Genomic DNA, 21,268 nt, shown 5'->3' on the forward strand with positions numbered 1-21,268 from the left:
GCGGGGTGAGGGGGCTGGGGTGAGGTGGCGCGGGCGCCCGGGGGCTAGCCCAGGCCCAGGGCGCGCCCGCCCTGGAAGACGGCCACGGCCAGGGCGTAGGCCAGGGCGGTGTTGAAAACCACGGCGAAGGCGGCCCATTTCCACGAGCCCGACTCGGAGCGGATGGCCACCACGGTGACGAAGCAGGGCGCGTAGAGCATGATGAAGACGATGAGCGCCACGGCGTGCAGGCGGGACCATTGCGGGGCGTCCCGCAGGCGGTCGGCCAGGGGCTTGGCGTCCTCGGGGTCGGTTTCGCCCAGGGAGTAGGCCGTGCCCAGGGTGGAGACGATGACTTCCTTGGCCGCGAACCCGCCCACCAGGGCGATGTTGGTGCGCCAGTCGAAGCCCGCCGGGGCGGTGACGGCCTCCAGGGCCGCGCCGAGGCGCCCGGCCAGGGAGTGGCGCAGGGCGGCTTCGCGCTGGATGTTGTCCGCCAGGGCTAGGCGCTCGGCCAGGGTCTGGCGGGTTGCCTCGTCCTGGGCGGGGTCGGCGGCTGCGGCCTGGATGGCCTCGCGCTCGGCGGCGTACATGGCCGCGCGCTCTGCGGGCAGTTGCGGGAAGGTCATGGCCGCCCACAAGAGGATGGAGATGGCCAGGATCACCGTGCCGGCCTTCTTGATGTACTGCCAGGTGCGCTCCCAGGTGTGGATGAGCATGCCGCGCAGGGTGGGCAGGCGGTAGGGCGGCAGCTCCATGACGAAGGGCGTGCTCGGGCCCTTGATGACCGTGGAGCGCAGCAGCCGCGCCACCAGCAGGGCGGCGGCCCAGGCGCCCAGGGTGATCAGGAACAGGGCCGTGGCCTCGGCTCCGGGAAAGAACACGCCCGTGAGCAGCAGGAAGATGGGCAGCTTGGCCCCGCAGGTCATGAACGGGGCGGTGAGCAGGGTGGCGAGCTTTTCGCGCGGGCTGCGCAGGGTGCGCGCGGCCATGACCCCGGGCACGGCGCAGCCCCCGGCGATGCCCCCCGAGACGATGAACGGCATCACCGAGCAGCCGTGCAGCCCGAAGATGCGGAACACGCGGTCGAGCATGTAGGCGATGCGCGCCATGTAGCCCGAGTCTTCCAGGAAGGCGATGAACAGGAACATGAGCATGATCAGCGGCACGAAGCCCATGACCCCGCCCACGCCGTCGATGACCCCCGAGACGAGCAGCGACTTGAACAGCCCGTCGGGCAGGGCGGCGTCGGCGGCCTGGGCCAGCAGGCCGAACAGGGTCTCGACCCAGCCCATGGGCACCTCGCCCAGGGCGAAGGTCGCCCAGTAGACGGCCAGCAGCACCCCGAGCATGCCCAGGGGCCCGGCCACGCGGTGGGTCAGCACGCGGTCGAGCATGTCCGACACGTCCACGCGCGAGGGCTCGTCGGGGCGGGTCAGCACGCCCTGGCGCAGCACCGAGGTGATGAACCCGTAGCGGTAGTCGGCGATGATGGCTTCGGGGGAGGTGCGCAGGGTGCGCTGGCAGTGGTCGGCCACGCGCCCGGCCATGGCCTCCAGCTCGGCGGCCAGGGGCCCGGCGGCGCGTCCGGCGGCCAGCACCTGCTCGTCGGACTCCAGGTATTTCAGGGCCAGCCAGCGGGCGGGGTAGCGCCCGGCGAGCAGGCCGTCGGCCTGGATGCGCGCGGTCATCTGCGCCAGCACGGGGTCGAGGTCCGGTCCGTAGGAGATGGCCAGGGGCTCGCGCACGCCGCCGGTGGCCCGGGCGTGCCCGGCGGCGGCCCGCAGCAGGCGGCCCACGCCCTCGCCGGTGCGCGCCACGGTTTCGACCACCGGGCAGCCCAGCAGGCCGCCCAGGCGCTCGGCGTCCACGGTCAGGCCCTGCTTGCGGGCCTCGTCCATCATGTTCAGGGCCAGGGTCAGGGGCAGGCCCATTTCCAGAATCTGCACGGCCAGGTAGAGGTTGCGCTCCAGGGCCGAGGCGTTGAGCACGCCGACCACCACCCCGGGGCGCTCGTCCACCAGGGCGTCGCGCGCCACCAGCTCTTCCTGGGTGTAGGCCGTGAGGGAGTAGGTGCCGGGCAGGTCGAGCACGTGGAAGTCGATGCCGTCCACGCGGGCGAAGCCTTCCTTCTTCTCCACGGTGATGCCCGGGTAGTTGCCCACGTGCTGGCGCGCGCCGGTGATGGCGTTGAACAGGGTGGTCTTGCCCGCGTTGGGGTTGCCCGCCAGGGCGATCTTGACGCGCTGCATCAGGGCAGGGGCTCCACGAGCACGAAGTCGGCCTCGTTGTTGCGCAGGGAGAGGGTGAAGCCCTGCATGCGCAGGGCTACGGGGTCCTTGAGGGGCGCGCGGCCCACGATCTCCACCTGCGCGCCGGGCACCAGGCCCATGTCGCGGATGCGGCGGCCCAGCTCGCCCTGGGCGGAAACGGTATGGATGACGGCGCGCTGGCCGACCTGAAGTTCGCGCAGCCGCAGGGGCTGGGGCATGGGGTGGCTCCTTGGGTCCGGCCCGGGTGCGTCGCGCGGGCCCGCGCAGGGGCGGCGATGGGCCGGAACTCAGGGGCGATAATGGTTTTCAACAGGCCTGTCAAGGGCTGGCGGGCCGCTGAGCGGGCTGCGCGGGGCGGGCTGCGAAGGTGGGAGCTTTGGGGCCGGGGCTGCGGGCCGGGGCGTGGGGAGGCGGGCGTCAGGCTCAGGCCCGGGAGTCCTCGCCCAGGGGCAGGACGGTGACGGCGGCGGCCAGGTCGTCGCCGAGCACGATGTCGGCGTCGCGCACGCGCAGGCAGCAGGCCCCGCAGTGGGAGGCGCTGACCTCGGCGGTGGTCCCGGGGGTCAGCCCCAGGGCCAGCAGGCGGCAACGGTCCTTGGGGCAGCAGGAAAAGCTCTGGATGCGCACCCGGCTGCCCCGGGGCGCGTCGCGCAGGGTCTGCCCGTCCCAACCGTGCCTGTGCTTGCAATGTTCTCGCATGGCGCCACGATAGTGATACTGAGAATGAATGTCAAGGGCGCTTGTCGTCAGCGGCTGCCCCGGGAGGGGGCGGTACGGGCATGGGCTCCCCGGCAAAGGCGCGCAGGCGGCGCCTGCGCTCTGTGGCCTGCGCCGCGCGGGTACGGTGATGCCTTGCGCGGCCCAGGCTCCGGGGGCTTGGCTCCCGCGCGGGCGCGGCGGCGCCAAAAAACCTTGTGTCAACGAGACCAATCAACCGGCTCCCGCGTGGGCGCGGCGGTGGCCGTGTCCACGACGTAATCGGCGACGTCCATCGCCCCGGCCCCCGCGTGGGCACGGCGGCAGGTTCCCCCTGGCAGCGGGGCGTTTTTCGCGACTCTTGTGAAAATAGGGGCATTGTCCGACAAACTTGTCTGTATAGTGGAAAAGCTGGTACAAAGTGTCACGGTTTTGTGTCCTCATTTCCACATCCCGGGGGCGGCGGCTTGCAACCCGCCGATATTATTGAAATCAGAGGGTATATCCATGAGTATCCGTTTGAAGGTGGCCCTGCCCGTGGCGGCCACGGTGCTGATTCTGGGCGGGTTGGGGCTGTGGCTGCTGGTCAGCAATCTGCGCGAGCTGGAGTCCCGCTCCGTGGAGACCATCGTGGCCAACAAAGCCGCCGAGATCGACTCGGCCATCCAGGCCGGGACGGACCGCGCCACGGAACTGGCCGCCCTGTTCACGCGCATGCCCGCCGTGGTCCAGGCCCTGGAGCTGGCCGCCCAGGGCGACATGCGCGACGAGCGCGACCCCATGGCCCAGCAGGCCCGCGAGATGCTGCGCCGCGAAATGGCCCCTGTGCTCGAAGGCTACGAGCAGATCCTGGGCACCAAATTCCAGCTCCACGTCCACCTGCCCACCACCCGCAGCCTGGCCCGGCTGTGGCGCAAGCAGCAGGTCAGCCGCGATGGGAAATGGATGGACGTGTCCGACGACCTGTCGTCCTTCCGCCAGACGGTGCTCGACGTGAACGCCTCGGGCCGCGCCCTGGGCGGCATCGAGCTGGGCAGCGGCGGGTTCGCCATCCGCGGCATCCTGCCCGTGCGCTCCGCAGCAGGCAAGCACCTGGGCTCGCTGGAAACCCTGGTCGAGTTCGGGCCCATCCTGGCCGCAGCCTCCAAGCGGGAGGGCGAGGCCCTGGTGCTCTACATGAACGCCGACCAGCTGCACATCTCCACCCGCCTCAAGGACGACCCGGCCAAGCACCCCGTGCTCGACGGGCGCTTCGTCCTCGTGTCGGGCACCAAGGACCAGGCCGTGGAGAAGCTCGTCAGCGCCGACTTCCTGGAAGCGGGCAAGGCCGGGCAGCACGTGGTGCGCCACGGCGACCTGGCCCTGGCGGCCTTCCCGGTCAAGGACTACAAGGGCGAGCAGATGGGCATCCTGGTCTACGCCCTGGACACCGCGGCCACCGAAGCCATCATCTGGCGCACGGGCACGACCATCGGGGCGATCTTCCTGGCCATCCTGGTCCTGCCGGTGCTGGTGACCTGGGTCTTCCTGACCCGGGGCGTGCTGCGCCCGGTGCAGGCCATCATGGGCAAGATCCGCGACATCGCCGACGACCGTGCCAACCTCTCCGAGACCCTGGACGAGAGCGCGCGCGACGAGATGGGCGCCCTGGCGGCGCAGTTCAACAGGCTGCTGCACAAGCTCGACGGCATCCTGTGCCAGACCCAGATGTACGGCTACATGATCAACGCCGTGCCCGACCCCATCTTCGCCGTGGACGACGACATGAACTTCATCGTGGCCAACGCGGCCACGGCACGCCTGGGCAAGAGCACCGTGGAGGCCCTGCGCGGCACGCCCTGCCGCAACGTGTTCAACACCTCCCTGTGCGGCACGGCGGACTGCCCCATCGAGCAGTGCAGGCGCACGGGCCAGCCCTACGCGGGCAATGTCATCTCCGCCGACCTGGGCGGGCGCACGGTGTACATCCAGCCGACCTCGGACGTGCTGCGCGACTGCCACGGCAAGGTCATCGGGCGCATGGAGATCGCCCGCGACGTGACCCCGCTGGTGGAAAAGGAAGCGGCCCTGCAAGCCAACCTGGAGCAGATCCGCAGCGTGAACGAGCGCGTGGCCGGGGCCGCCGCGTCCATCGCCGAGGCCTCGGGCGAGCTGTCGGGGCAGGTGGCCGAGGTCACCGACGGCGCCGAGCAGCAGAAGGCCCGCGCCGGGGAAACGGCCCAGGCCATGGAGCAGATGAACGAGACGGTGATGGACGTGGCCCGGGGCGCCAGCGAAGCCGCCGAGCAGGCCGACGGCTCGCGCCGCCGCGCCCAGGAGGGCTCGGAGGTGGTGGCCAAGGCCGTGGCGGCCATCGCCGAGGTCCGCGAGCGCTCGGCCAGCCTGAAGGCCAACATGGACGCCCTGGGCGAGAAGGCCGAGGGCATCGGCCAGGTGCTCAACGTCATCTCCGACATCGCCGACCAGACGAACCTCTTGGCGCTCAACGCGGCCATCGAGGCCGCGCGCGCGGGCGACGCGGGCCGGGGCTTCGCCGTGGTGGCCGACGAGGTGCGCAAGCTGGCCGAGAAGACCATGACCGCCACCCAGGAGGTGGCCCAGGCCATCGGGGCCATCCAGTCCGGCGCGCGCGAGAACATCGCCGCCGTGGACCAGTCGGACAGGGCCGTGGCCCACGCCACGGAGATGGTCAACGCCTCGGGCGGCGCCCTGCGCGAGATCAGCGACCTGGTCACCGCCACGGCGGACCGCATCCGCGCCATCGCCACGGCGGCCGAGGAGCAGTCGGCCACCAGCGACGCCATCAACCGCGCCGTGGACGAGGTCAACGCCGTGGCTCAGGAGACGGCCCAGGGCATGATGCGCGCGCGCGACAACGTGGAGCGGCTGGCCGAGCTGGCCGAATCGCTGCGCGCCCTGTCCAGCGAGGTGCACGTCTAGGTCGGGCACAGCCCGGCATAAGGCGAGGGCCCCTTCCGGCGTTGCCGGAAGGGGCCCTTTCGTTGCCGCGCGCCGGGGGCGGGGTCAGCGCCGGGTGATGGAGCCCATGAGCTCCTCCACGTCCATGTAGTAGTCCTGGACGTTGGGCAGGTTCTCCAGGGCGTCGGTGTACTCCACCTCCACGGCGCCCGAGGCGCTGGCGGTGATGGTCGTGCAGCGGAAGACCGGCATCCCGCCCAACTCGGGCGCCATGCAGCGGTAGACGTGGCGGATGACCCGGCCCTGGGCGTCGTAGTCCAGGCTGGCGCTGGAATAGCCGGGGATGTTCTCCTCCACGAGGGCGTCGTAGGCCTCGGGCCCGGCGAAGAGCAGCTCCGCCGCCTCCCGGGGGTAGAGGAACACGCGCACCGTGGGCAGCATCCCGGTGTGGGCCGAGCGCTCGCTGTGGATGTAGAAGTGCTTGATCAGCGGGCTGGCCCCGGCCCGCAGGGGCACCTCGAACCAGCCCCGGGGCAGGGTCATGGCCACGCCGTCCACCTCGCAGGTTTCGCGGTGGGCGGGGTCGGCGGCCAGGCGGGCCTTGTAGGCCTCGAAGGCCGGGCCCGCCTCGGGGCCGAAGCGGTTCTGGGCGCAGGCGGCCAGGGTCAGGGTCAGGGCCAGGAGAAGGGGAAGCAGGCGTGCGGACGGCATGGCGACCTCACAAAGGGTGCGCAAAGAGTGCGAAAGGGTGCGAAAGGGTGCGAAAGGGGCGCGGGTGCTGCTCGGGCGCGGCAGGGCGCGGGGCTCAGCCCTGGCCGACAGGGACCACGGCGCCCACGGCGGCGGCCAGCCCGTCCACGTCCGCCGGGCCGAGCAGGAAGATGCGCTGGGGCGTCTCCAGGCACAGCACCCGGTCGCCGCGCGCCACCACCACGGCCTCGCGGCCCGCAGCCGTGCGGAAGACCCCGCTGCGGTAGCCGAAAAAGGCCATGCTGCCTTCGCTTTGCATGGCCGCGAACTCGGCCTCGTCCGCCAGGGAGCAGACAAAGGCGCGGCTCACGGCGGCCAGGGGCTGCGACGCCTTGAAGAACGGCGGCGCGTCCACCAGCAGGGCGTCGCCCTCGACCATGATGCGCGTGTTGGCCGGGTTGGCCACGATCATGAACCAGTACAGGACGATGATGGGCACGGCCACGGCCAGGACGCAGATGCCCGTCCACACGAAGCCGGAGCCGAAGCTCCACACGGCGGCCCCGGCGGAGAAGGCCGCGAAGGCCAGCAGCATGAGGATCACCTTGCGCGCCATGGGAACGGGAAAAATCGCGGCCATGCGGACTCCGGGGCGGGCCCAGGGATTGTGCGTTGTGCGGATCGGGCGGTGCGCAGCCTAGCAGGGCCGGGGGGCGAAGACAACCCCGGCGCGCGCCGGGCGGGGGCCGCTCACGGGCGCTCGTCCCCGTCGCTCACGGCCTGGAGCCCGTCCAGGTCCAGCAGGTCGATGTGCTTGCCGCGCACGCGGATCAGCTCGGCCTCGCTCAGGCGCTTGAGCACGCGCGAGAGGGTCTCCTGGGCCGTGCCCAGCAGCCCGGCCAGGTGGCCCTTGGAGATGTCCAGGGTGACTTCCGTGGCCCCGCCGGTGCGGTCCGAAAGGTCCAGCAGGTAGGCCGCCACGCGCTGGGGCGTCTCCTTGAGGGTCAGGTTCTCCAGCTTGACGGTGAAGCGGCGCAGCTTGCGCGACAGGGCGGCCAGCATGTTCATGGCCAGGGTGCTGTCGCGCTCCAGCAGCCGGCGCAGCCCGTCGCGCGGGATGAACAGCACCCGCGAGTCCACGGTCGTTTCCGCGTTGGCCGGGAAGCGCCCGCCCTCGAACACGGGCACCTCGCCGAAGGGCTCGCCGGGGCCGTAGATGTGGATGATCTGCTCGCGGCCCTCCAGGGAGAGCTTGAAGATCTTGACCTGCCCGGTCATGGCCGCGTAGAGGCCCCTGGCTTCGCTGCCCTCCAGGAAGATGGTCCGGCCCTTGGGGTAGTCGGCGGGCACGCAGATGGAGGCCACGGCCTTGATCTGCTCGGGCTCCAGCCCCTGGAAGAGGTCCATGCGCGTCGTGAGGAAGGGGATGAGTTCCATGGGCGGGGTCTTAGCATCCCCGGCGCCGGGGGGCAACGCCCGGGGCCGCGCCTGCGCGGCTTGACCCAGGTCAAGGCGCGCCGGTGGCGCGGGGCCTAGAGTGGGCTCATGGTCGGCGGCGAGGCCGGGCGCAGGCGCCCGGGCACGCTGGCCCAAGGAGAACGCAATGCACAAGGAATTCCGGAAGATCATCGAGATAGACGAGGCGCTGTGCAACGGCTGCGGCCAGTGCGTGCCCTCGTGCGCCGAGGGGGCCCTGGCCATCGTGGACGGCAAGGCCCGCGTGGTGCGCGACAGCTTCTGCGACGGCCTGGGCGCCTGCCTGGGCGAGTGCCCCACCGGGGCCCTGCGCATCGTGGAGCGCGAGGCCGAGGCCTTCGACGAGGAGGCCGCCCTGGCCCACGTGGCCGCGCAGGGCCACGGCCATGCCCCTGCCGGGGGCTGCCCGGGGGCGGCCATGGCCCAGCACGGGCCCCGGGCCGGAGGCTGCCCGGGCCGGGCGGCCATGACCTTGACCCCGGCGGCCCCCGCGGCCCGGACCCAGGCCCCGGACGCCGACGACGCCCCGCCCAGCCTGCTGGGGCACTGGCCGGTGCAGATCCGCCTGGTGCAGCCCGATGCGCCCTTCCTGCGCGGGGCCGAGCTGGTCATCGCGGCGGACTGCGCGGCGGTGGCCCACCCCGACTTCCACCGCCGCTTCGTGGGCGGCAACGTGGTGCTCATGGGCTGCCCCAAGTTCGACGCCGAGGCGGATTACCCCGGGCGCCTTGCGGCGCTCTTCGCCCGCTCGGGGGTGCGCGGCGTGACCGTGGTGCGCATGGAGGTGCCCTGCTGCGCGGGCCTGCCGGCCATGGTCCGCCAGGGGCTGGCGGCCTCGGGCCGCACGGACCTGCCCCTGCGCGAGGTCGTCGTGGGCCGCGACGGGACCATCCTGCCCGAGGCGCCCGCCCCCGGGCTGGCGCGGCTGGTGGCGCCCCAGGTCTGATCCCGGGCCCGGCTCCGCGCGGGAATCCCCGTCCGGCCCTGCCGGGCGGGGATTTTTCGTGCCCGGCGCCCGGGGGCGGGGCCAGCCCGGTGAGGCTTGCGAAACCGGGCGGTTGCGGTATACTGTGCGGCCATCCGCCGGCCCGCGCCGCGCGGGGTCCAGCAGCGCAGGAGAAGCGACGTGTCCCACAAGCTCAACGTGTCCAAGAGGGAAGGCGACGCCCTGGGCATCACCATGGGCACCGTGGTGCTCATCGAGCCCCAGGGCCTGGGCGACCGCTTCAAGACCGAGTTCCTGGGCATGGCCAAGGGCCAGTTCATCATCGTGCGCCTGCCGCGCATCCCCGGGGTCGGCGATCACCTCTACGTGGAAAAGCGCATCACCGTGCGCTACATGTTCCAGGGCAACGTGTACGGCTTCGAGTCCGAGGTGCTCTGGCTCCAGTCCGCGCCCTTCCGGCTGCTCTTCTTGCGCTACCCCGTGACCGTTGAGATCCTCAATCTGCGCAAGTGCCAGCGCGTGGACTGCTACCTGCCGGTGCGCGTTGGCGTGGGCGAGGAGGACGGGCAGTATGCCGAATACCAGGGCATGATGCTCAACCTGTCCTGCGGGGGCTGCCAGGTGGTGGTGGACGCCCCGCAGGCCGCCATGCCGTCCCTGGCGGTGGATTCGCCCCTGACCCTGGACTTCCGGATGATCGGCACCGACCGCCCCGTGCGCCTGGCCGGGCGGGCCAAGAACATCACCATGAACAAGAGCCGCATGGTCCTTGGCGTGATGTTCGACGCGGTGTCCGACGGCGTGCGCGAGGGCATCGAGAGCTACGTAAGCAGCGTGGCCGAGTTCCTCACGGCCTGAGTCGTCCGGCCCCCCTCTGGCGCCCGCGTTGCCCCGCCTTGCGGGGGGCGGCGGGCGGCTGTCTTCCTGTTGCCCCCCATCACCCGCTTCCTGATGCTGCGCGCGGACTTTTGCGCGTGCGGCCCGCCAGGGGCTGCGCCTGCCCCGCCCTGTGAACGGAGGGTGGAGTCGGGGCGTCCCGGAGGCTGTGGGCGGCGAAAATCGCCTGCCGACTCCGGCCCGGGGCTGCCTCTGGGGCACCGGGCCGGGGGCAGGGGTGGCCCCGCAGCCCGCGCCGCTGCTGCCACGGCGCGGGCCCCCTCGCGATCTCCTGCGTTTCAGGACCCTTGGGACATTGTGCACACCGCAACCTGGGCCCGCCGGGACGCAGGGGCCGGATGGCCCCGGGCGGCAAGGCCTGCCCCGGGCCGGGGCCGGAGGGGGGCCAGCTCTCAACACTCCGGCCATCTGGTCGCCAAAATCGACATTGAACGCCAGTGAGCAGGAATTTCGGGCGGTTGTTCGCGTTTGCCGCCGCCATGATGCTCCGTTCACGAAATTTCAGCTGTCGCTGGAAAAATTTTCTCCACACCCCCCTGCCGGGGGCAAGGTCTGGCGGGGCTTTTCCCGGGCAGGCCGTGTGGAGGGATTGGTGGAAAATTCGGGCGTTGTCCACACGGCCCGGGAAGGGGGCGGAATAGCGGAAGAAACCCCACCGGCAGGATTTTCGGGCCCCCCTTTACCTGTCGAGGAAATTCGACTATATTATCTAGAAATTGTTTAATTCACTGATTTAATTGCACAATTTGATCAGAGCGCGCAGGCCGTTGCCTGGCGCCGCCCGATGCGGCCTTGCCGCGCGGGAAGGTGCCGGACGGGGCGGGGACCGCAGGTCCCTCCCCGGGCAGGGGTGGGCGCGCGCGGACGTTTCCGTCCGGCGGCCCCACGGCTGCCGGAACCGGAAGCGGGCAGGAGCCCCATGCATCCCTTCGGCCACATCGCCTGGACCCATGTACGCGGTATCGAACGCCTGAGCCTGTGCGACTGGCCGGGCCGGGCCACGGCGGTGCTGTTCACCGGCGGCTGCAACCTGCGCTGCCCCACCTGCCACAACGCGGGCCTGGCCTGGAGCCCCGAGCGGCTGCCCGCCCTGGACCGGGGCGAGGTGCTGGGCCTGCTGTCGCGGCGGGCCAAATGGCTGGACGGCGTCACCGTCACCGGCGGCGAGCCGACCACGGTGCCGGGGCTGGAGGGGCTGCTGGCCGACCTGGGCTCCCTGGGCCTGCCCGTGAAGCTCGACACCAACGGCATGCGTCCGGCCGTGGTGCGCGCGCTGCTGGCGGGCGGGCTGGTGCAGTCCTTCGCCGTGGACGTGAAGGGCCCGTACGGCAAATACCCGGCGCTCACGGGCGGCGGGGTGGACGCAGCCACGGCCCGGGTGAACATGGAGGCCATCTTTCGCATGGCCGCCCAGGTTCCCGGGGCCTTCTATTTCCGGACCACCAGGGTCCCGATGCTTCAGGATGAGGATATGGACACCATCCGCGGGCTGCTGCCCGCGGGCTTCACGCTGGTGGAGCAAAAGTACGTCGCTCCGGGGAGGAGAACCGATGCCCAAACAGATTCTCAAACGCGACAGCTGCCTGGAGACCTGGTCCCTGGACCGCATTGCCCAGGCCATATTCAAGGCCCTCAAGGCCAGCGGCATCAAGGATCCCATTCTCTCCAAGCGGTTGGCGCGTAAGGTCGAGCAGAAGCTGGCCGGGCTGGACGTGCCCGAGCAGGAGCACGTCCAGGACCTCGTGGAACAGGTGCTCATGGAGTCGCGGCTCTACAACGTGGCCCGCAAGTACATCATCTACCGCGAGAAGCGCCGCGAGCTGCGCGAGCAGACCGCCGCCTACCTGGACATCAAGGACACCATCGACAACTACCTGTCCAAGGCCGACTGGCGCGTGGCGGAAAACGCCAACATGACCCACTCCTTCCAGGGGCTCATGCTGCACCTCTCCGGCACGGTCCAGGCGCGCTACGCCCTGGAGAAGTATCCCGAGGAAGTCCGCCTGGCCCACGAGCACGGCTACTTCCACCTGCACGACCTGTCCTTCGGGCTGGCCGGGTATTGCGCGGGCTGGAGCCTGCGCGACCTGCTGCTGGAGGGCTTCAACCTCGAAGGCCGCTCCTGCGCCGGGCCCGCCCGCCATTTCGACACCGCCCTGGGCCAGATGAACAACTTTCTCGGCACGTTGCAGAACGAATGGGCCGGGGCCCAGGCCTTCAACAACGTGGACACGTATCTGGCGCCGTTTATCCGCCACGACGGGCTCACGTACACCGAAGTGCGCCAGGCCATGCAGAAGTTCGTGTTCAACCTGAACACCACCTCGCGCTGGGGCGGGCAGAGCCCGTTCACCAACCTGACCTTCGACCTCGCCCCGCCCAAGCATATTGCCAACGAGGCCGTGATCATCGGCGGCAAGCTCCAGGATTCGACCTACGGCGAGTACGCCCCCGAGATGGCCATGATCAACAAGGCCTTCATCGAGGTCATGCTCCGGGGCGACGCCGACGGGCGCATCTTCTCCTTCCCCATCCCGACCTACAACGTCACCGACGACTTCCCGTGGGACAGCGAGATCGGCGAGTTGCTGCTCCAGCTGACGGCCAAGTACGGGGTGCCCTACTTCCAGAACTTCATCAACTCGGACATCAGCCCCGAGGACGTGCGCTCCATGTGCTGCCGGCTGAAGATGGACCTGCGCGAGCTGCGCAAGAAGACCGGCGGCCTGTTCGGCGCGGGCGACCTCACGGGGTCCATCGGCGTGGTCACGCTGAACCTGCCCAAGCTGGCCTACCTCGCCCAGGGCGAGGAGGACTTCCTGGACCTGGTGACCGAATACGCCGAGCTGGCGCGCGATTCCCTGGAATTCAAGCGCAAGATGATCAACGACAACCTGGAGCGGGGCATGTTCCCCTGGTCGGCCCGCTACCTGAAGAACGGCTTTGCCGGGCACTTTGCGACCATCGGGCTGGTGGGCGGCCACGAGGCCTGCCTGAACCTCTTGGGCAAGGGCATCGAGACCCCGGCGGGCACGCGCTTCATGCAGCGCACCCTGCGCCACCTCTCGGACCTGACCTCGCGCTTCCAGGAGCAGACGGGCAACCTCTACAACCTGGAGGCCACCCCCGCCGAGGGCACCAGCTACCGCCTGGCACGCATCGACAAGAAGCTCTACGAGGAGATCCACGCCTCGGGCAACGGCACGCCGTACTACACCAACTCCACGGCCCTGCCCGTGGGCTACTCCGACGACGTGCTCTTCGCCCTGGAGCACCAGAACGCGCTTCAGCCGCTGTATACCGGCGGCACGGTGTTCCATACCTTCCTGGGCGAGGCCGTGAGCGACACCCAGGCCCTGAAGAGCTTCATCGTCAAGGCCTTCACCAACACCAAGATTCCCTTCTTGTCCATCACGCCGACCTTCTCGGTCTGCAAGGAGCACGGCTACATCCAGGGCGAGCACTTCCAGTGCCCGACCTGCGGCCAGGACAGCGAAGTCTACACGCGCATCGTGGGCTACTACCGCCCCGTGAGCCGCTGGAACGACGGCAAGAAGGCCGAATACGCCGACCGCATGGTGTTCGAGGACGTTTGCGCCCGCTAACGGCGCCCGGTTTGCCTTCCTCCTCCTCCCGAAAGGCCCCCCGCGACGCGCGTCGCGGGGGGCCTTTCCCGTTGGGGGGGCGGGGGCCTCGTCAGGTGGTCCGTTTTTTCTTGGTCTTGCGGGGTATGAACAGGAGTGATTTTTTAATCTCGATTTCATGAAGGAGGGAAATGTCGTTCAATTTCTCCAGCATGGCCATCGTGCTTACTTTCTCTGGGGCCCAGATATAGTATAGGTTTTCTTCATACTGGATGACTACGGTATCGAAGAATAAGGACGGCGTGCCTCTGCGTGAGATAGCGGAGTAGGTGGTCTTTATTATGATAGCGAATAATATCAATGTAGTAAATAGCGGCACAAAAATGAAGAAGCCAAGGATAAATCCAAGCCGTCCAAGCCATGAAATATATGTCATCTTGTTGCGTAATGGGTTGCACAAGAGATTTATGCGCTGAATATCGGCGCATTAAATGTGGGCGGTGCAAGTGCCGTCTGAGTAAAATTCGATGGTGTCATTGTTTATTGAAACAGAAGAATTCATGCTATTATTGAATTTATAGAGTGCATAAATTGACCATGGAACACAAATCAAAAGACCAAAAATAGCAGCATATGTGTTTTCTTTATTGTAGCCAACAGCCAACGAGACGCCGAAAAGTATTGCAAAAGCGATCGAGACAATACTCGATGCCAAAAGCTGCAGACTTTCTATTCTGTTTTCAATTATAACTTCATCATTATTCATATTGAAAAATCCCTGTCTCGTGAGCGCTGACGATATGTGCGCGTGGATTGTACAGAGATGATACGTGCAGAGGCCGTATTCACCTGACACTGCCGCCCTTGGCGAGGGTGGTTCCCTGACAGCCCTCGCACGTTTCCTGCCTGGTTTTTCCGCAAGGCGCCGCTGTCCCTTCCCTCTGCACAGCGGGCAATGCCCTGTTGTTCGGCCCCTTGCGAGCCTTCGGGCGGGGCGCTCCCGGCCAAGGCGCTACCGCTTCTTTAGTATTGTCTTCCAGTTGGCGGCAAGTGAAAATGCGTATGGGGCCACGAGGAAGTGGCCAGTGCGCGGGGAGCTGGCGGGGATATTCGGGCCGGGGGCGGGGCTGGTCAGGCTTTGGGGCAGGTGGATTGGAGGCGGCTTGGGTCCAGCAGGTCGGCCAGGGTGATGGCGTCCAGTTCGCGTTCGAGCACGCGGGAGACCTGGGCCCAGGCGCTGCGGGTGCGGCAGTCGTCGGCGCGGTCGCAGGCGGCGGGGCCGGTGCAGCAGCGCGTGATGGCCACCGGGCCCTCCATGGTGCGCACCACGTCGCCCAGGGTGATGGTCTCGGGGTCGCGGCGCAGCAGGTGGCCGCCGGTGGCCCCGCGCATGCTGCGGATGAACCCGGCCTTTTTCAGCGGGCGCAGGATCTGCTCGATGAACTGCACGGAGATGCCCGTGTTGGTCGCCAGGATCGAGGCGCGCACCGGCCCCTGGCCCCGGGCCTGGGCCAGGTCGAGCAGCAGGCGCGCGGCGTAGCGGGAGCGGGCCGAGAGCTTCATGGCCGGGCCTGGGCCGGGCCGTGGGCCCGGGTGTCCGCCGGGCGGCGGGGCGGAGGGGATGTGCGGGGCATAAAATCCGATTAATTCAATCTGAAATCGGCGTCAAGGTGGCGCCGGGGCGCCGTGCGGGTGCGGCGGGGGCATCGGGCGCTGGCCGCAGGGTGCGCCAGGGCACACCAGGGCCCCGGGATGCCCGGGGCGTTGGGGAGCCCGGCACGCCAGGCATGTCCTGGGCAGGTTCCGGGCACGCCAGGGGCTGGGGCCGAGTCTCGCCGGGCCGCACCACCCCGGCGCCCGTCAGGGCGGCGCGGGCCTGCCGTCCAGGGCCAGGTCTGCCAGGGCGTTGACCGCGCTGCCCGCCAGGGCCGAGCCGCCCTTGCGCCCGGCGATGGTGATGAACGGCACGCGGTCCTGGGCCATGAGCAGCTCCTTGGACTCCGCCGCGTTGACGAAGCCCACGGGCATGCCCACCACCAGGGCCGGGGCCATGCGCCCGGCCTGGACGTGCTCCAGGATGCGCAAGAGCGCCGTGGGCGCGTTGCCCACCACGAGGATGGCCCCGTCCATGCGCTCGGCGGCGTGGTCCACGGCGGCGCGGGCGCGGGTGATGCCTTCGCTGCGCGCGCGCCCGGCCACCTCGGGGTCGTCCATGAAGCAGGCGATGGAGCAGCCCAGGGGCGCGAGCCGCCGCAGGGGGATGGCGCAGCGGGCCATGTGCGTGTCGGTGAAGAGCGCGCACCCGGCGGCCAGGGCCGCCACGCCCGCCTGCACCGCCCCCGGCGAGAAGCGCGCCAGGTCCAGCAGCTCGAAGTCCGCGCTGGTGTGGATCATGCGCCGCACCACCAGCCACTGCGCCCCGGCAAAGGGGCGCGGCTCGGGCACCTCGGCGTCGATGATGCGCATGGATTCGCGCTCGATGTCCATGGGCGCGGTGATGTCGCGGGGGCGGGTCATGCTCTGGGCTCCGGTTGGCGGTGGCGGAAACGGGGCAACTGTGGCCGGGCGGGCCGGGCTTGTCAACTTCGACGGGCGCCCGCCGCCCGCGGCCCGGGCCAACCCGCGCCGTCCCTTCCGGCTCAGCGCGTCAGCAGGGCGGGCAGGGCCGTGGTCAGCGGCGGCCAGAAGCTGATGAGCAGCAGGTCGGCCAAAAGCACCAGCAACAGCGGCGCCACCCGCGCGGCCACGGCCCCCAGCCGCGCCCCCGACAGCCCGCAGGCCACCACCAGGCAGATGCCCAGCGGCGGGGTGAGCATGCCGATGGCCAGGTTGACCACCACGATGGCCCCCAGTTGCACCAGCCCGATGCCCAGGTGCGGCAGCAGCGGCACCAGCACCGGCACCAGCAGCACCAGGGCCGCCGTGGTCTCGATGAACGTGCCCGCCACCAGCAGCACGGCGTTGACCACGAGCAGCAGGGCCACGGGGTCCGTGGTCAGGCCCAGCAGCCACGCGGCCAGGGTGGCCGGGGCCTCCTGCACCGTGAGCACCCAGGCCAGCACCTGGGCCTGGGCGATGAGGAACATGACCACCGCCGCCGTCACCGAGGCCCTGAGGAACAGGGCGGGCAGGGCGCGCCAGGCCAGCTCGCGGTAGACGAACAGGCCCGTGCCCAGGGCGTAGACCACCGCCGCCGCCGCGCTTTCCGTGGCGTTGAACACCCCGCCCAGGATGCCGCCCAGCACGATGGCCGGGGCGCCCAGGGCCCACCCGGCGCGGCCCAGGGCCCGCCAGGCCTGCCCGGGCGAGAAGCGCCGCCCGCGCGCGTCGGGCGCGCCGCCGCGCAGGGCCAGCACGGTGGTGGCCGCCACCAGGGTCAAGCCCATGAGCAGCCCGGGCAGCAGCCCGGCGGCGAACAGCTCGCCGATGCTGGCCCCGGTAAGCACGCCGAAAAGGATCATGGGGATGCTCGGCGGGATGACCACGCCGATGGAGCCTCCGGCGGCCTGCACGGCTCCGGCCAGGGCCGGGTCGTAGCCCTTGCGGACCATGGCCGGGATGAGGATGGCGCCCACCGCCGCCGTATCCGCCGCCGCAGAGCCGGAAATGCCGCCGAAGAGCATGGCCGCCACCACGGCCACCGCCGCCAGCCCGCCGGGCAGCCAGCCCACCAGGGCGTCGGCCAGGTCCACCATGCGCCGCGAGATGCCCCCGGCCTCCATGAGCTGCCCGGCGATCATGAACAGCGGCACGGCCATGAGCGGAAACGAATCCGCCCCGGCGACCATGCGCTGCACGGCCAGCATGGCCGGGGCGTCGCCCGAGAGCACCAGCGCCCCCAGGCCCGCCGCGCCGATGGCCACGGCCATGGGCGCCCCCAGCAGGAACAGCGCCGCCAGGGCCAGCAGCACGAGGCCCGTGCTCATGGCGCGGCCTCCGGGGGGCGGGGCGGAGTCGGGATGCCTGGGGACTCTGGGGCGCCCGGGGCGCCCGGAGTGCCCGGGCTGGTCTGCCCGCCCGGTGCGTCCGGTGTGCCCGGGGTTCGGCCCCCGGCCAGCCGCGCCAGGGCGTGGACGCACAGCACGGCCCCGGCCAGGGGCACGGCCCCGGCGCCCAGCCCGGCGGGCCAGCCCAGGGCCGGGGTGGTCTGCCCGGCCAGCAGGCGCACATAGCCCAGGCCGTATCCGGCCATGGCCGCGAAGAGCGCCAGGCAGACCAGGTGCGCCAGGGCGTCGGCCACGGCCCGGGCCCGGGGCGGCAGGCGGCGTACCAGGGAGTCCACCCCCAGGTGAGCGCCCTGGCGGTAGGCCACCGTGGCGCCCACGAAGGTCAGCCAGATGAGCAGGATGCGCCCCAGCTCCTCGGACCAGAACAGCGAGTCGTTGAGCACGTAGCGCCAGAAGACCTGGGCGGCGATGACCCCGGCCATGCCCGCGCCCAGGGCCGCCGTGAGCGGGCGGCACGCGGCGTCCAGCACGGCGCTGGCGGCCAGCAGGGCGGCAACGGGGCGCACGGGCTATTTCTTGAGCAGCGGGCGCCCGCAGGAGAATGCGGCCCCGGCGGACTCGCCCACGCGGTAGTAGCCGCGCGAGCCCGGGGCGAAGACCAGCGGGTCCACCCCCGGCAGGGAGGGGTGCCCCGCCTCGTCCAGCAGCGCCGCGTCCACCTTCACGTCCACGATCTCGCCGATGAACTGGGTGTGCAGGCCCAGTTCCACGGTCTGGGCCAGGCGGCATTCGATGACCATGGGGAATTCGGCCACATAGGGCGCGTCCACGAATTCGGCGCGCACCGGGGTCAGCCCGGCGGCGGTGAACTTGTCCATGTCGCGCCCCGAGGCCAGCCCGAGGAAGTCGGCCTCGGCCGCGTGGCGCGCGGCGGGCACCGACACGGTGAAGGCCCCCCGGGCCAGGATGCAGCCGTGGGTGTAGGTGGCCTCGCGCAGGGCCACGGCCAGCATGGGCGGCTTGGAGCAGCAGATGCCGCCCCAGGCGATGGTCATGACGTTGGGGCGCCCGTCCGCGTCGTAGGCGCCCACGCACCAGACCGGGGTGGGCAGGGCCAGGGTCTTGGCGCCGAGGGAGGTCTTCATTGCGTGTCTCCTTGGGTCGGTCGTGTGGCGTCCAGGAAGCGGTCCAGCAGCGCGCGCACGCGCGGGTCGGCGTAGGCGGGCAGCTCGCGCAGGCCGCGGGTGCGGGCCTTGAAGGATTCCAGGTCGGGGTGTTCGTCCACGGTCATGCCCGCCTCGCGCAGGCGGGCCAGGAAATCGGCCTCGCCCGCGCGGTTCCAGGCGCGCTGGGCGCGGGCGGCGTCGCGCAGGGCGTCGGCCAGCAGGGCCTGCTCGGCGGGGGCCAGGGCGTTCCACCACGGCAGCCCCGCCAGCCCGACGTGGGCCGAGTAGACATGCCCGGTGAGGGAGAGGTGGGGCTGCACCTCGTGCAGCCGGTAGAGCCAGATCACCGACAGCGGGTTTTCCTGGCCGTCGATGGTGCCCTGTTGCAGCTCGGTGTAGACGGGCCAGGCCATGGGCGTGGGGTTGGCGCCCAGGGCCTGCCACAGCTCGCGGTCCAGGGCCGATTCCATGACCCGGATCTTCAGCCCGCGCACGTCGTCCACCGTGTGCACCGGGCGCACGGCGTTGGTCAGGTTGCGGAAGCCGTTTTCCGAGAAGGCCAGGCCCTTGAACCCGGCGCGCTCCATGGCCGCGAGCACCTCGGCGCCCAGGGGCCCGTCGAGCACGGCGTCGGCCTGCTCGGGGCTGGAAAACAGGAAGGGGAAGCCGACCACGGCGGCCTCGGGCACGAAGGTGTCCAGCGGGCCGAGGGTCACGATGGCCATGTCCACCGCGCCCATCTGCACCTGGCGCAGGATGTCGGTCTCGCTGCCCAGGGAGCCGCTGTGGAAGACCTTCACCGCAGTGGTCCCGCCCGAGCGTTCGGCCACCAGCTCCTGGAAGGCCGTGGCGCAGACGTGCTGCGCGCTGCCCGGGGTGGTGACGATGCCCAGGCGCACGGTGCGCGCGGCGGCGGGGGCGGCCAGGGCCGCCAGCAGGGCCCCGGCCAGGGCCAGGGCCGCCAGGGTCCGCAGGGATGGATGCATCAGGTTCTCCCGGAATATGGTGACGTGGCGGCCATGATACCCGCCCCGGGGCGCCGGGGCAAGGCGCCGCCGTGTTTTGCGGCCCGGCTTGACCTGGGCGGGCCGGGGAGGTAAGGGGGATACTGGCATCCGCTCTCCTGCGCCCCGCTGTGCCCGGCCTGCCCTGCTGCCGCTGCCCGGCCCTGGTCCTCGTCCGCCCCCGCCCCGGTTGCCCTCTTGCGCCGCGCCCTCGCGCGGCGTGCGGTCCGCGTTGCCAGGAGGACGGCGTGGGGCTCACCTTCCGCTACAAGCGCACCCGCTGCACGGGCAGCTACAAGGACAGGCCGCTGCTGGAGGTCCGCTGGACCACCGAGGAAGGCAGCTACAGCCTGGACGACCTCATTGCCGGGGATCTCGGCCTGGGGCCGCCTGCGCTGCCCGCCGCCCTGCGCGGCGGGGCCGTGCCCCCGGCGCCCCGCCAGCACCCCGCGCCGTCCGCTGCTGCTCCCGCTGCGGATGTCGCGGATGCGCGGGGCACGGTGGTCTATGCCGGGCCCGCCCCGGGCAACGCCCTGGCCCTGCGGCGTACCGCCGTGCGCGTGCGCGTGGTGCGCGATGGCGAGGCGGACGGGGAGGGCGACATGCCCCCGGGCCTGCTGGACACGCGGGTCTAGGGCCTGCGGCCCGCCGCGCTCCCGTTGCCCCTGGCGATCCTTTCAACTGCCTGCGGCGCAGGGGAGGCTGCATTGCGCGCAGCGCCGCCCCGCCCGCAGGCCCTTGTCCCTTTGCGCCGCCCCATGCCTGTTTGCCCACGTCCGCTGTGGCGCGCACCCTGCGGCAGGCCTTAGCCCTGCCCGCCCGGGCCGTCCAGCTTGTCCAGCACCGAGGCGGGCTTGGCCGCCAGGCGCCCGCCCGCGCCCGCGCGCCAGTCGGCCCGCAGGCCGACGTTGATGCGCGTGCAGTCCTTGCGCAGCTCCTCGAAGCAGGCCGTGACCACGGCCATGACCTCGTCCCATTCGCCCTCGATGCAGGTGCCCATGGGCCCCAGGGTGTGGGGCAGGCCGCTTGCGCGGATGACGTTCAGGGCCCGGGCCACGTAGGGCGACAGGCTCGCGCCCTTGTCCAGGGGGAAGATGGTCAGCTCGACGACGACACTCACGGGGGCTCCTCCCGGTGCGGCTACTCCTTGCCGCGCATCTGGCGGATCTGCTTCATGACCAGCTTCTGGGCCGTGCTGGCCTCGCGGGTCTTCAGGCGCGCCAGCTCCTCGCGGGTCACGAAGTGGATGGCCTCGCTGGGGCAGATTTCCATGCATGCGGGCCCAAGGCCCACGCGGGCCCGGTCGCGGCACAGGTCGCATTTGGTCACCGGCACCACGCCCCCAGCGTGGTAGATGGCTCCGAAGGGGCAGGCGTCCATGCATTTCATGGCCTTGCAGCCCCGGCAGCGCGCGGGGTCGTGGTACACCGCGCCGGTGGTTTCGTCCTTCTCGATGGCCCCCACGGGGCAGGCCTTGGCGCACATGGGGTGCTCGCAGTGGTGGCAGTAGAGCGGGAAGGCCAGGCCCTCGTCGCTCTCGGTCATCTGGATGCGCGGCAGGCCGTAGAGGAATTTGCAGATGGCCTCGCAGGATTCGCAGCCGATGCAGCGCGAATAGTCCACCCATTTGGTGCGCTGGGTGGCGCTGGCGTTGCCGCCCGGGGCCCCGGTCTCTTTGTCGTTGGCCATGG

Annotated in this window: 20 protein-coding genes; 6 read left to right on the forward strand and 14 right to left on the reverse strand. The window is 70.6% G+C overall.

What is annotated here, in order from left to right; all coding sequences use genetic code 11:
• Positions 1 to 44: 44 nt before the first annotated feature.
• From feoB to G495_RS0114825, 3 genes are all read right to left on the reverse strand, one after another.
• The gene (feoB, locus tag G495_RS0114815; protein WP_028588404.1) at positions 45 to 2,234 is read right to left on the reverse strand and encodes a ferrous iron transport protein B; all 2,190 of its coding nucleotides are present in this window, start codon (positions 2,232 to 2,234) and stop codon (positions 45 to 47) included.
• Positions 2,231 to 2,470, reverse strand: a complete 240-nt coding sequence (locus G495_RS0114820) for a FeoA family protein (RefSeq protein WP_028588405.1) — start codon at positions 2,468 to 2,470, stop codon at positions 2,231 to 2,233. Before G495_RS0114820 ends, feoB begins: the two co-directional genes overlap by 4 nt.
• Before the next feature lie 205 nt (positions 2,471 to 2,675).
• Positions 2,676 to 2,951 carry a FeoA family protein gene (locus G495_RS0114825; protein WP_051445427.1) on the reverse strand — a complete coding sequence of 92 codons (276 nt, stop codon included), beginning with the start codon at positions 2,949 to 2,951 and terminating at the stop codon, positions 2,676 to 2,678.
• A 504-nt stretch (positions 2,952 to 3,455) separates the two neighbouring features.
• Here G495_RS0114825 and G495_RS0114830 point away from each other — a divergent pair.
• Positions 3,456 to 5,888: a methyl-accepting chemotaxis protein gene (locus G495_RS0114830; RefSeq protein ID WP_028588407.1), complete on the forward strand. Its 2,433-nt coding sequence runs from the start codon at positions 3,456 to 3,458 to the stop codon at positions 5,886 to 5,888.
• Between the two features lie 84 nt (positions 5,889 to 5,972).
• Here G495_RS0114830 and G495_RS0114835 read toward each other — a convergent pair whose 3' ends face one another.
• The 3 genes from G495_RS0114835 to G495_RS0114845 form a co-directional block, all read right to left on the reverse strand.
• The gene (locus G495_RS0114835; RefSeq protein ID WP_028588408.1) at positions 5,973 to 6,578 is read right to left on the reverse strand and encodes a hypothetical protein; all 606 of its coding nucleotides are present in this window, start codon (positions 6,576 to 6,578) and stop codon (positions 5,973 to 5,975) included.
• Positions 6,579 to 6,672: 94 nt separating this feature from the next.
• On the reverse strand, positions 6,673 to 7,173 hold the full coding sequence (locus G495_RS0114840) for a PH domain-containing protein (RefSeq protein WP_169734404.1): 501 nt from the start codon (positions 7,171 to 7,173) through the stop codon (positions 6,673 to 6,675).
• A 134-nt stretch (positions 7,174 to 7,307) separates the two neighbouring features.
• Positions 7,308 to 7,994 carry a Crp/Fnr family transcriptional regulator gene (locus tag G495_RS0114845; protein ID WP_028588410.1) on the reverse strand — a complete coding sequence of 229 codons (687 nt, stop codon included), beginning with the start codon at positions 7,992 to 7,994 and terminating at the stop codon, positions 7,308 to 7,310.
• A gap of 166 nt (positions 7,995 to 8,160) precedes the next feature.
• On the opposite strand from G495_RS0114845, the gene G495_RS0114850 reads away from it, so the two are divergent.
• The 4 genes from G495_RS0114850 to G495_RS0114865 all read left to right on the forward strand — a co-directional run bounded on the left by G495_RS0114850 (position 8,161) and on the right by G495_RS0114865 (position 13,481).
• On the forward strand, positions 8,161 to 8,979 hold the full coding sequence (locus G495_RS0114850) for an ATP-binding protein (protein ID WP_028588411.1): 819 nt from the start codon (positions 8,161 to 8,163) through the stop codon (positions 8,977 to 8,979).
• Between the two features lie 180 nt (positions 8,980 to 9,159).
• Entirely contained in the window at positions 9,160 to 9,837 is a 678-nt protein-coding gene (locus G495_RS0114855; RefSeq protein ID WP_028588412.1) for a flagellar brake protein, read from the forward strand.
• A gap of 958 nt (positions 9,838 to 10,795) precedes the next feature.
• Entirely contained in the window at positions 10,796 to 11,560 is a 765-nt protein-coding gene (locus tag G495_RS21420; RefSeq protein WP_245588456.1) for an anaerobic ribonucleoside-triphosphate reductase activating protein, read from the forward strand.
• Complete coding sequence (locus G495_RS0114865; RefSeq protein ID WP_245588467.1) at positions 11,484 to 13,481, forward strand: ribonucleoside triphosphate reductase; 1,998 nt, start codon at positions 11,484 to 11,486, stop codon at positions 13,479 to 13,481. Before G495_RS21420 ends, G495_RS0114865 begins: the two co-directional genes overlap by 77 nt.
• 1,110 nt (positions 13,482 to 14,591) lie before the next feature.
• On the opposite strand, the gene G495_RS0114870 is transcribed toward G495_RS0114865, so the two are convergent.
• From G495_RS0114870 to G495_RS0114895, 6 genes are all read right to left on the reverse strand, one after another.
• On the reverse strand, positions 14,592 to 15,023 hold the full coding sequence (locus tag G495_RS0114870; protein WP_028588414.1) for an RrF2 family transcriptional regulator: 432 nt from the start codon (positions 15,021 to 15,023) through the stop codon (positions 14,592 to 14,594).
• A 297-nt stretch (positions 15,024 to 15,320) separates the two neighbouring features.
• Positions 15,321 to 15,977: a precorrin-8X methylmutase gene (locus G495_RS0114875; RefSeq protein ID WP_028588415.1), complete on the reverse strand. Its 657-nt coding sequence runs from the start codon at positions 15,975 to 15,977 to the stop codon at positions 15,321 to 15,323.
• 122 nt (positions 15,978 to 16,099) lie between these two features.
• Entirely contained in the window at positions 16,100 to 17,386 is a 1,287-nt protein-coding gene (locus G495_RS0114880; RefSeq protein ID WP_028588416.1) for a TRAP transporter large permease, read from the reverse strand.
• Entirely contained in the window at positions 17,383 to 17,973 is a 591-nt protein-coding gene (locus tag G495_RS19580; protein WP_156939730.1) for a TRAP transporter small permease, read from the reverse strand. The genes G495_RS0114880 and G495_RS19580 overlap by 4 nt, the downstream gene beginning before the upstream one ends.
• Before the next feature lie 3 nt (positions 17,974 to 17,976).
• A complete protein-coding gene (locus G495_RS0114890) occupies positions 17,977 to 18,552 on the reverse strand; it encodes a flavin reductase family protein (RefSeq protein WP_028588417.1) in 576 nt (191 codons plus the stop codon).
• Positions 18,549 to 19,559 (reverse strand): TRAP transporter substrate-binding protein, encoded by a 1,011-nt coding sequence (locus tag G495_RS0114895; protein WP_051445428.1) that lies wholly within the window; start codon positions 19,557 to 19,559, stop codon positions 18,549 to 18,551. Before G495_RS0114895 ends, G495_RS0114890 begins: the two co-directional genes overlap by 4 nt.
• Positions 19,560 to 19,825: 266 nt before the next feature.
• Between G495_RS0114895 and G495_RS0114900 the strand changes: the two genes are divergently transcribed.
• Positions 19,826 to 20,212, forward strand: a complete 387-nt coding sequence (locus tag G495_RS0114900) for a hypothetical protein (RefSeq protein ID WP_028588419.1) — start codon at positions 19,826 to 19,828, stop codon at positions 20,210 to 20,212.
• A gap of 170 nt (positions 20,213 to 20,382) precedes the next feature.
• Here the strand turns inward: G495_RS0114900 and G495_RS0114905 are convergent, their stop codons facing one another.
• Positions 20,383 to 20,697, reverse strand: a complete 315-nt coding sequence (locus tag G495_RS0114905; RefSeq protein WP_028588420.1) for an MTH1187 family thiamine-binding protein — start codon at positions 20,695 to 20,697, stop codon at positions 20,383 to 20,385.
• A gap of 20 nt (positions 20,698 to 20,717) precedes the next feature.
• Complete coding sequence (locus G495_RS0114910) at positions 20,718 to 21,266, reverse strand: 4Fe-4S dicluster domain-containing protein (protein ID WP_028588421.1); 549 nt, start codon at positions 21,264 to 21,266, stop codon at positions 20,718 to 20,720.
• Between the last annotated feature and the right edge of the window lie 2 nt (positions 21,267 to 21,268).

Origin of the sequence: Desulfocurvus vexinensis DSM 17965 (assembly GCF_000519125.1) — a bacterium.
Taxonomy (GTDB): domain Bacteria; phylum Desulfobacterota; class Desulfovibrionia; order Desulfovibrionales; family Desulfovibrionaceae; genus Desulfocurvus; species Desulfocurvus vexinensis.

What these genes read in the sequence shown, in the direction of transcription:
- G495_RS0114820 (WP_028588405.1), bottom strand. Translation starts at nt 2,470, where the DNA reads ATGCCCCAGCCCCTGCGGCTGCGCGAACTTCAGGTCGGCCAGCGCGCC.
- G495_RS0114825 (WP_051445427.1), bottom strand. Translation starts at nt 2,951, where the DNA reads ATGCGAGAACATTGCAAGCACAGGCACGGTTGGGACGGGCAGACCCTG.
- G495_RS0114830 (WP_028588407.1), top strand. Translation starts at nt 3,456, where the DNA reads ATGAGTATCCGTTTGAAGGTGGCCCTGCCCGTGGCGGCCACGGTGCTG.
- G495_RS0114835 (WP_028588408.1), bottom strand. Translation starts at nt 6,578, where the DNA reads ATGCCGTCCGCACGCCTGCTTCCCCTTCTCCTGGCCCTGACCCTGACC.
- G495_RS0114840 (WP_169734404.1), bottom strand. Translation starts at nt 7,173, where the DNA reads ATGGCGCGCAAGGTGATCCTCATGCTGCTGGCCTTCGCGGCCTTCTCC.
- G495_RS0114845 (WP_028588410.1), bottom strand. Translation starts at nt 7,994, where the DNA reads ATGGAACTCATCCCCTTCCTCACGACGCGCATGGACCTCTTCCAGGGG.
- G495_RS0114850 (WP_028588411.1), top strand. Translation starts at nt 8,161, where the DNA reads ATGCACAAGGAATTCCGGAAGATCATCGAGATAGACGAGGCGCTGTGC.
- G495_RS21420 (WP_245588456.1), top strand. Translation starts at nt 10,796, where the DNA reads ATGCATCCCTTCGGCCACATCGCCTGGACCCATGTACGCGGTATCGAA.
- G495_RS0114870 (WP_028588414.1), bottom strand. Translation starts at nt 15,023, where the DNA reads ATGAAGCTCTCGGCCCGCTCCCGCTACGCCGCGCGCCTGCTGCTCGAC.
- G495_RS0114875 (WP_028588415.1), bottom strand. Translation starts at nt 15,977, where the DNA reads ATGACCCGCCCCCGCGACATCACCGCGCCCATGGACATCGAGCGCGAA.
- G495_RS0114880 (WP_028588416.1), bottom strand. Translation starts at nt 17,386, where the DNA reads ATGAGCACGGGCCTCGTGCTGCTGGCCCTGGCGGCGCTGTTCCTGCTG.
- G495_RS0114890 (WP_028588417.1), bottom strand. Translation starts at nt 18,552, where the DNA reads ATGAAGACCTCCCTCGGCGCCAAGACCCTGGCCCTGCCCACCCCGGTC.
- G495_RS0114895 (WP_051445428.1), bottom strand. Translation starts at nt 19,559, where the DNA reads ATGCATCCATCCCTGCGGACCCTGGCGGCCCTGGCCCTGGCCGGGGCC.
- G495_RS0114910 (WP_028588421.1), bottom strand. Translation starts at nt 21,266, where the DNA reads ATGGCCAACGACAAAGAGACCGGGGCCCCGGGCGGCAACGCCAGCGCC.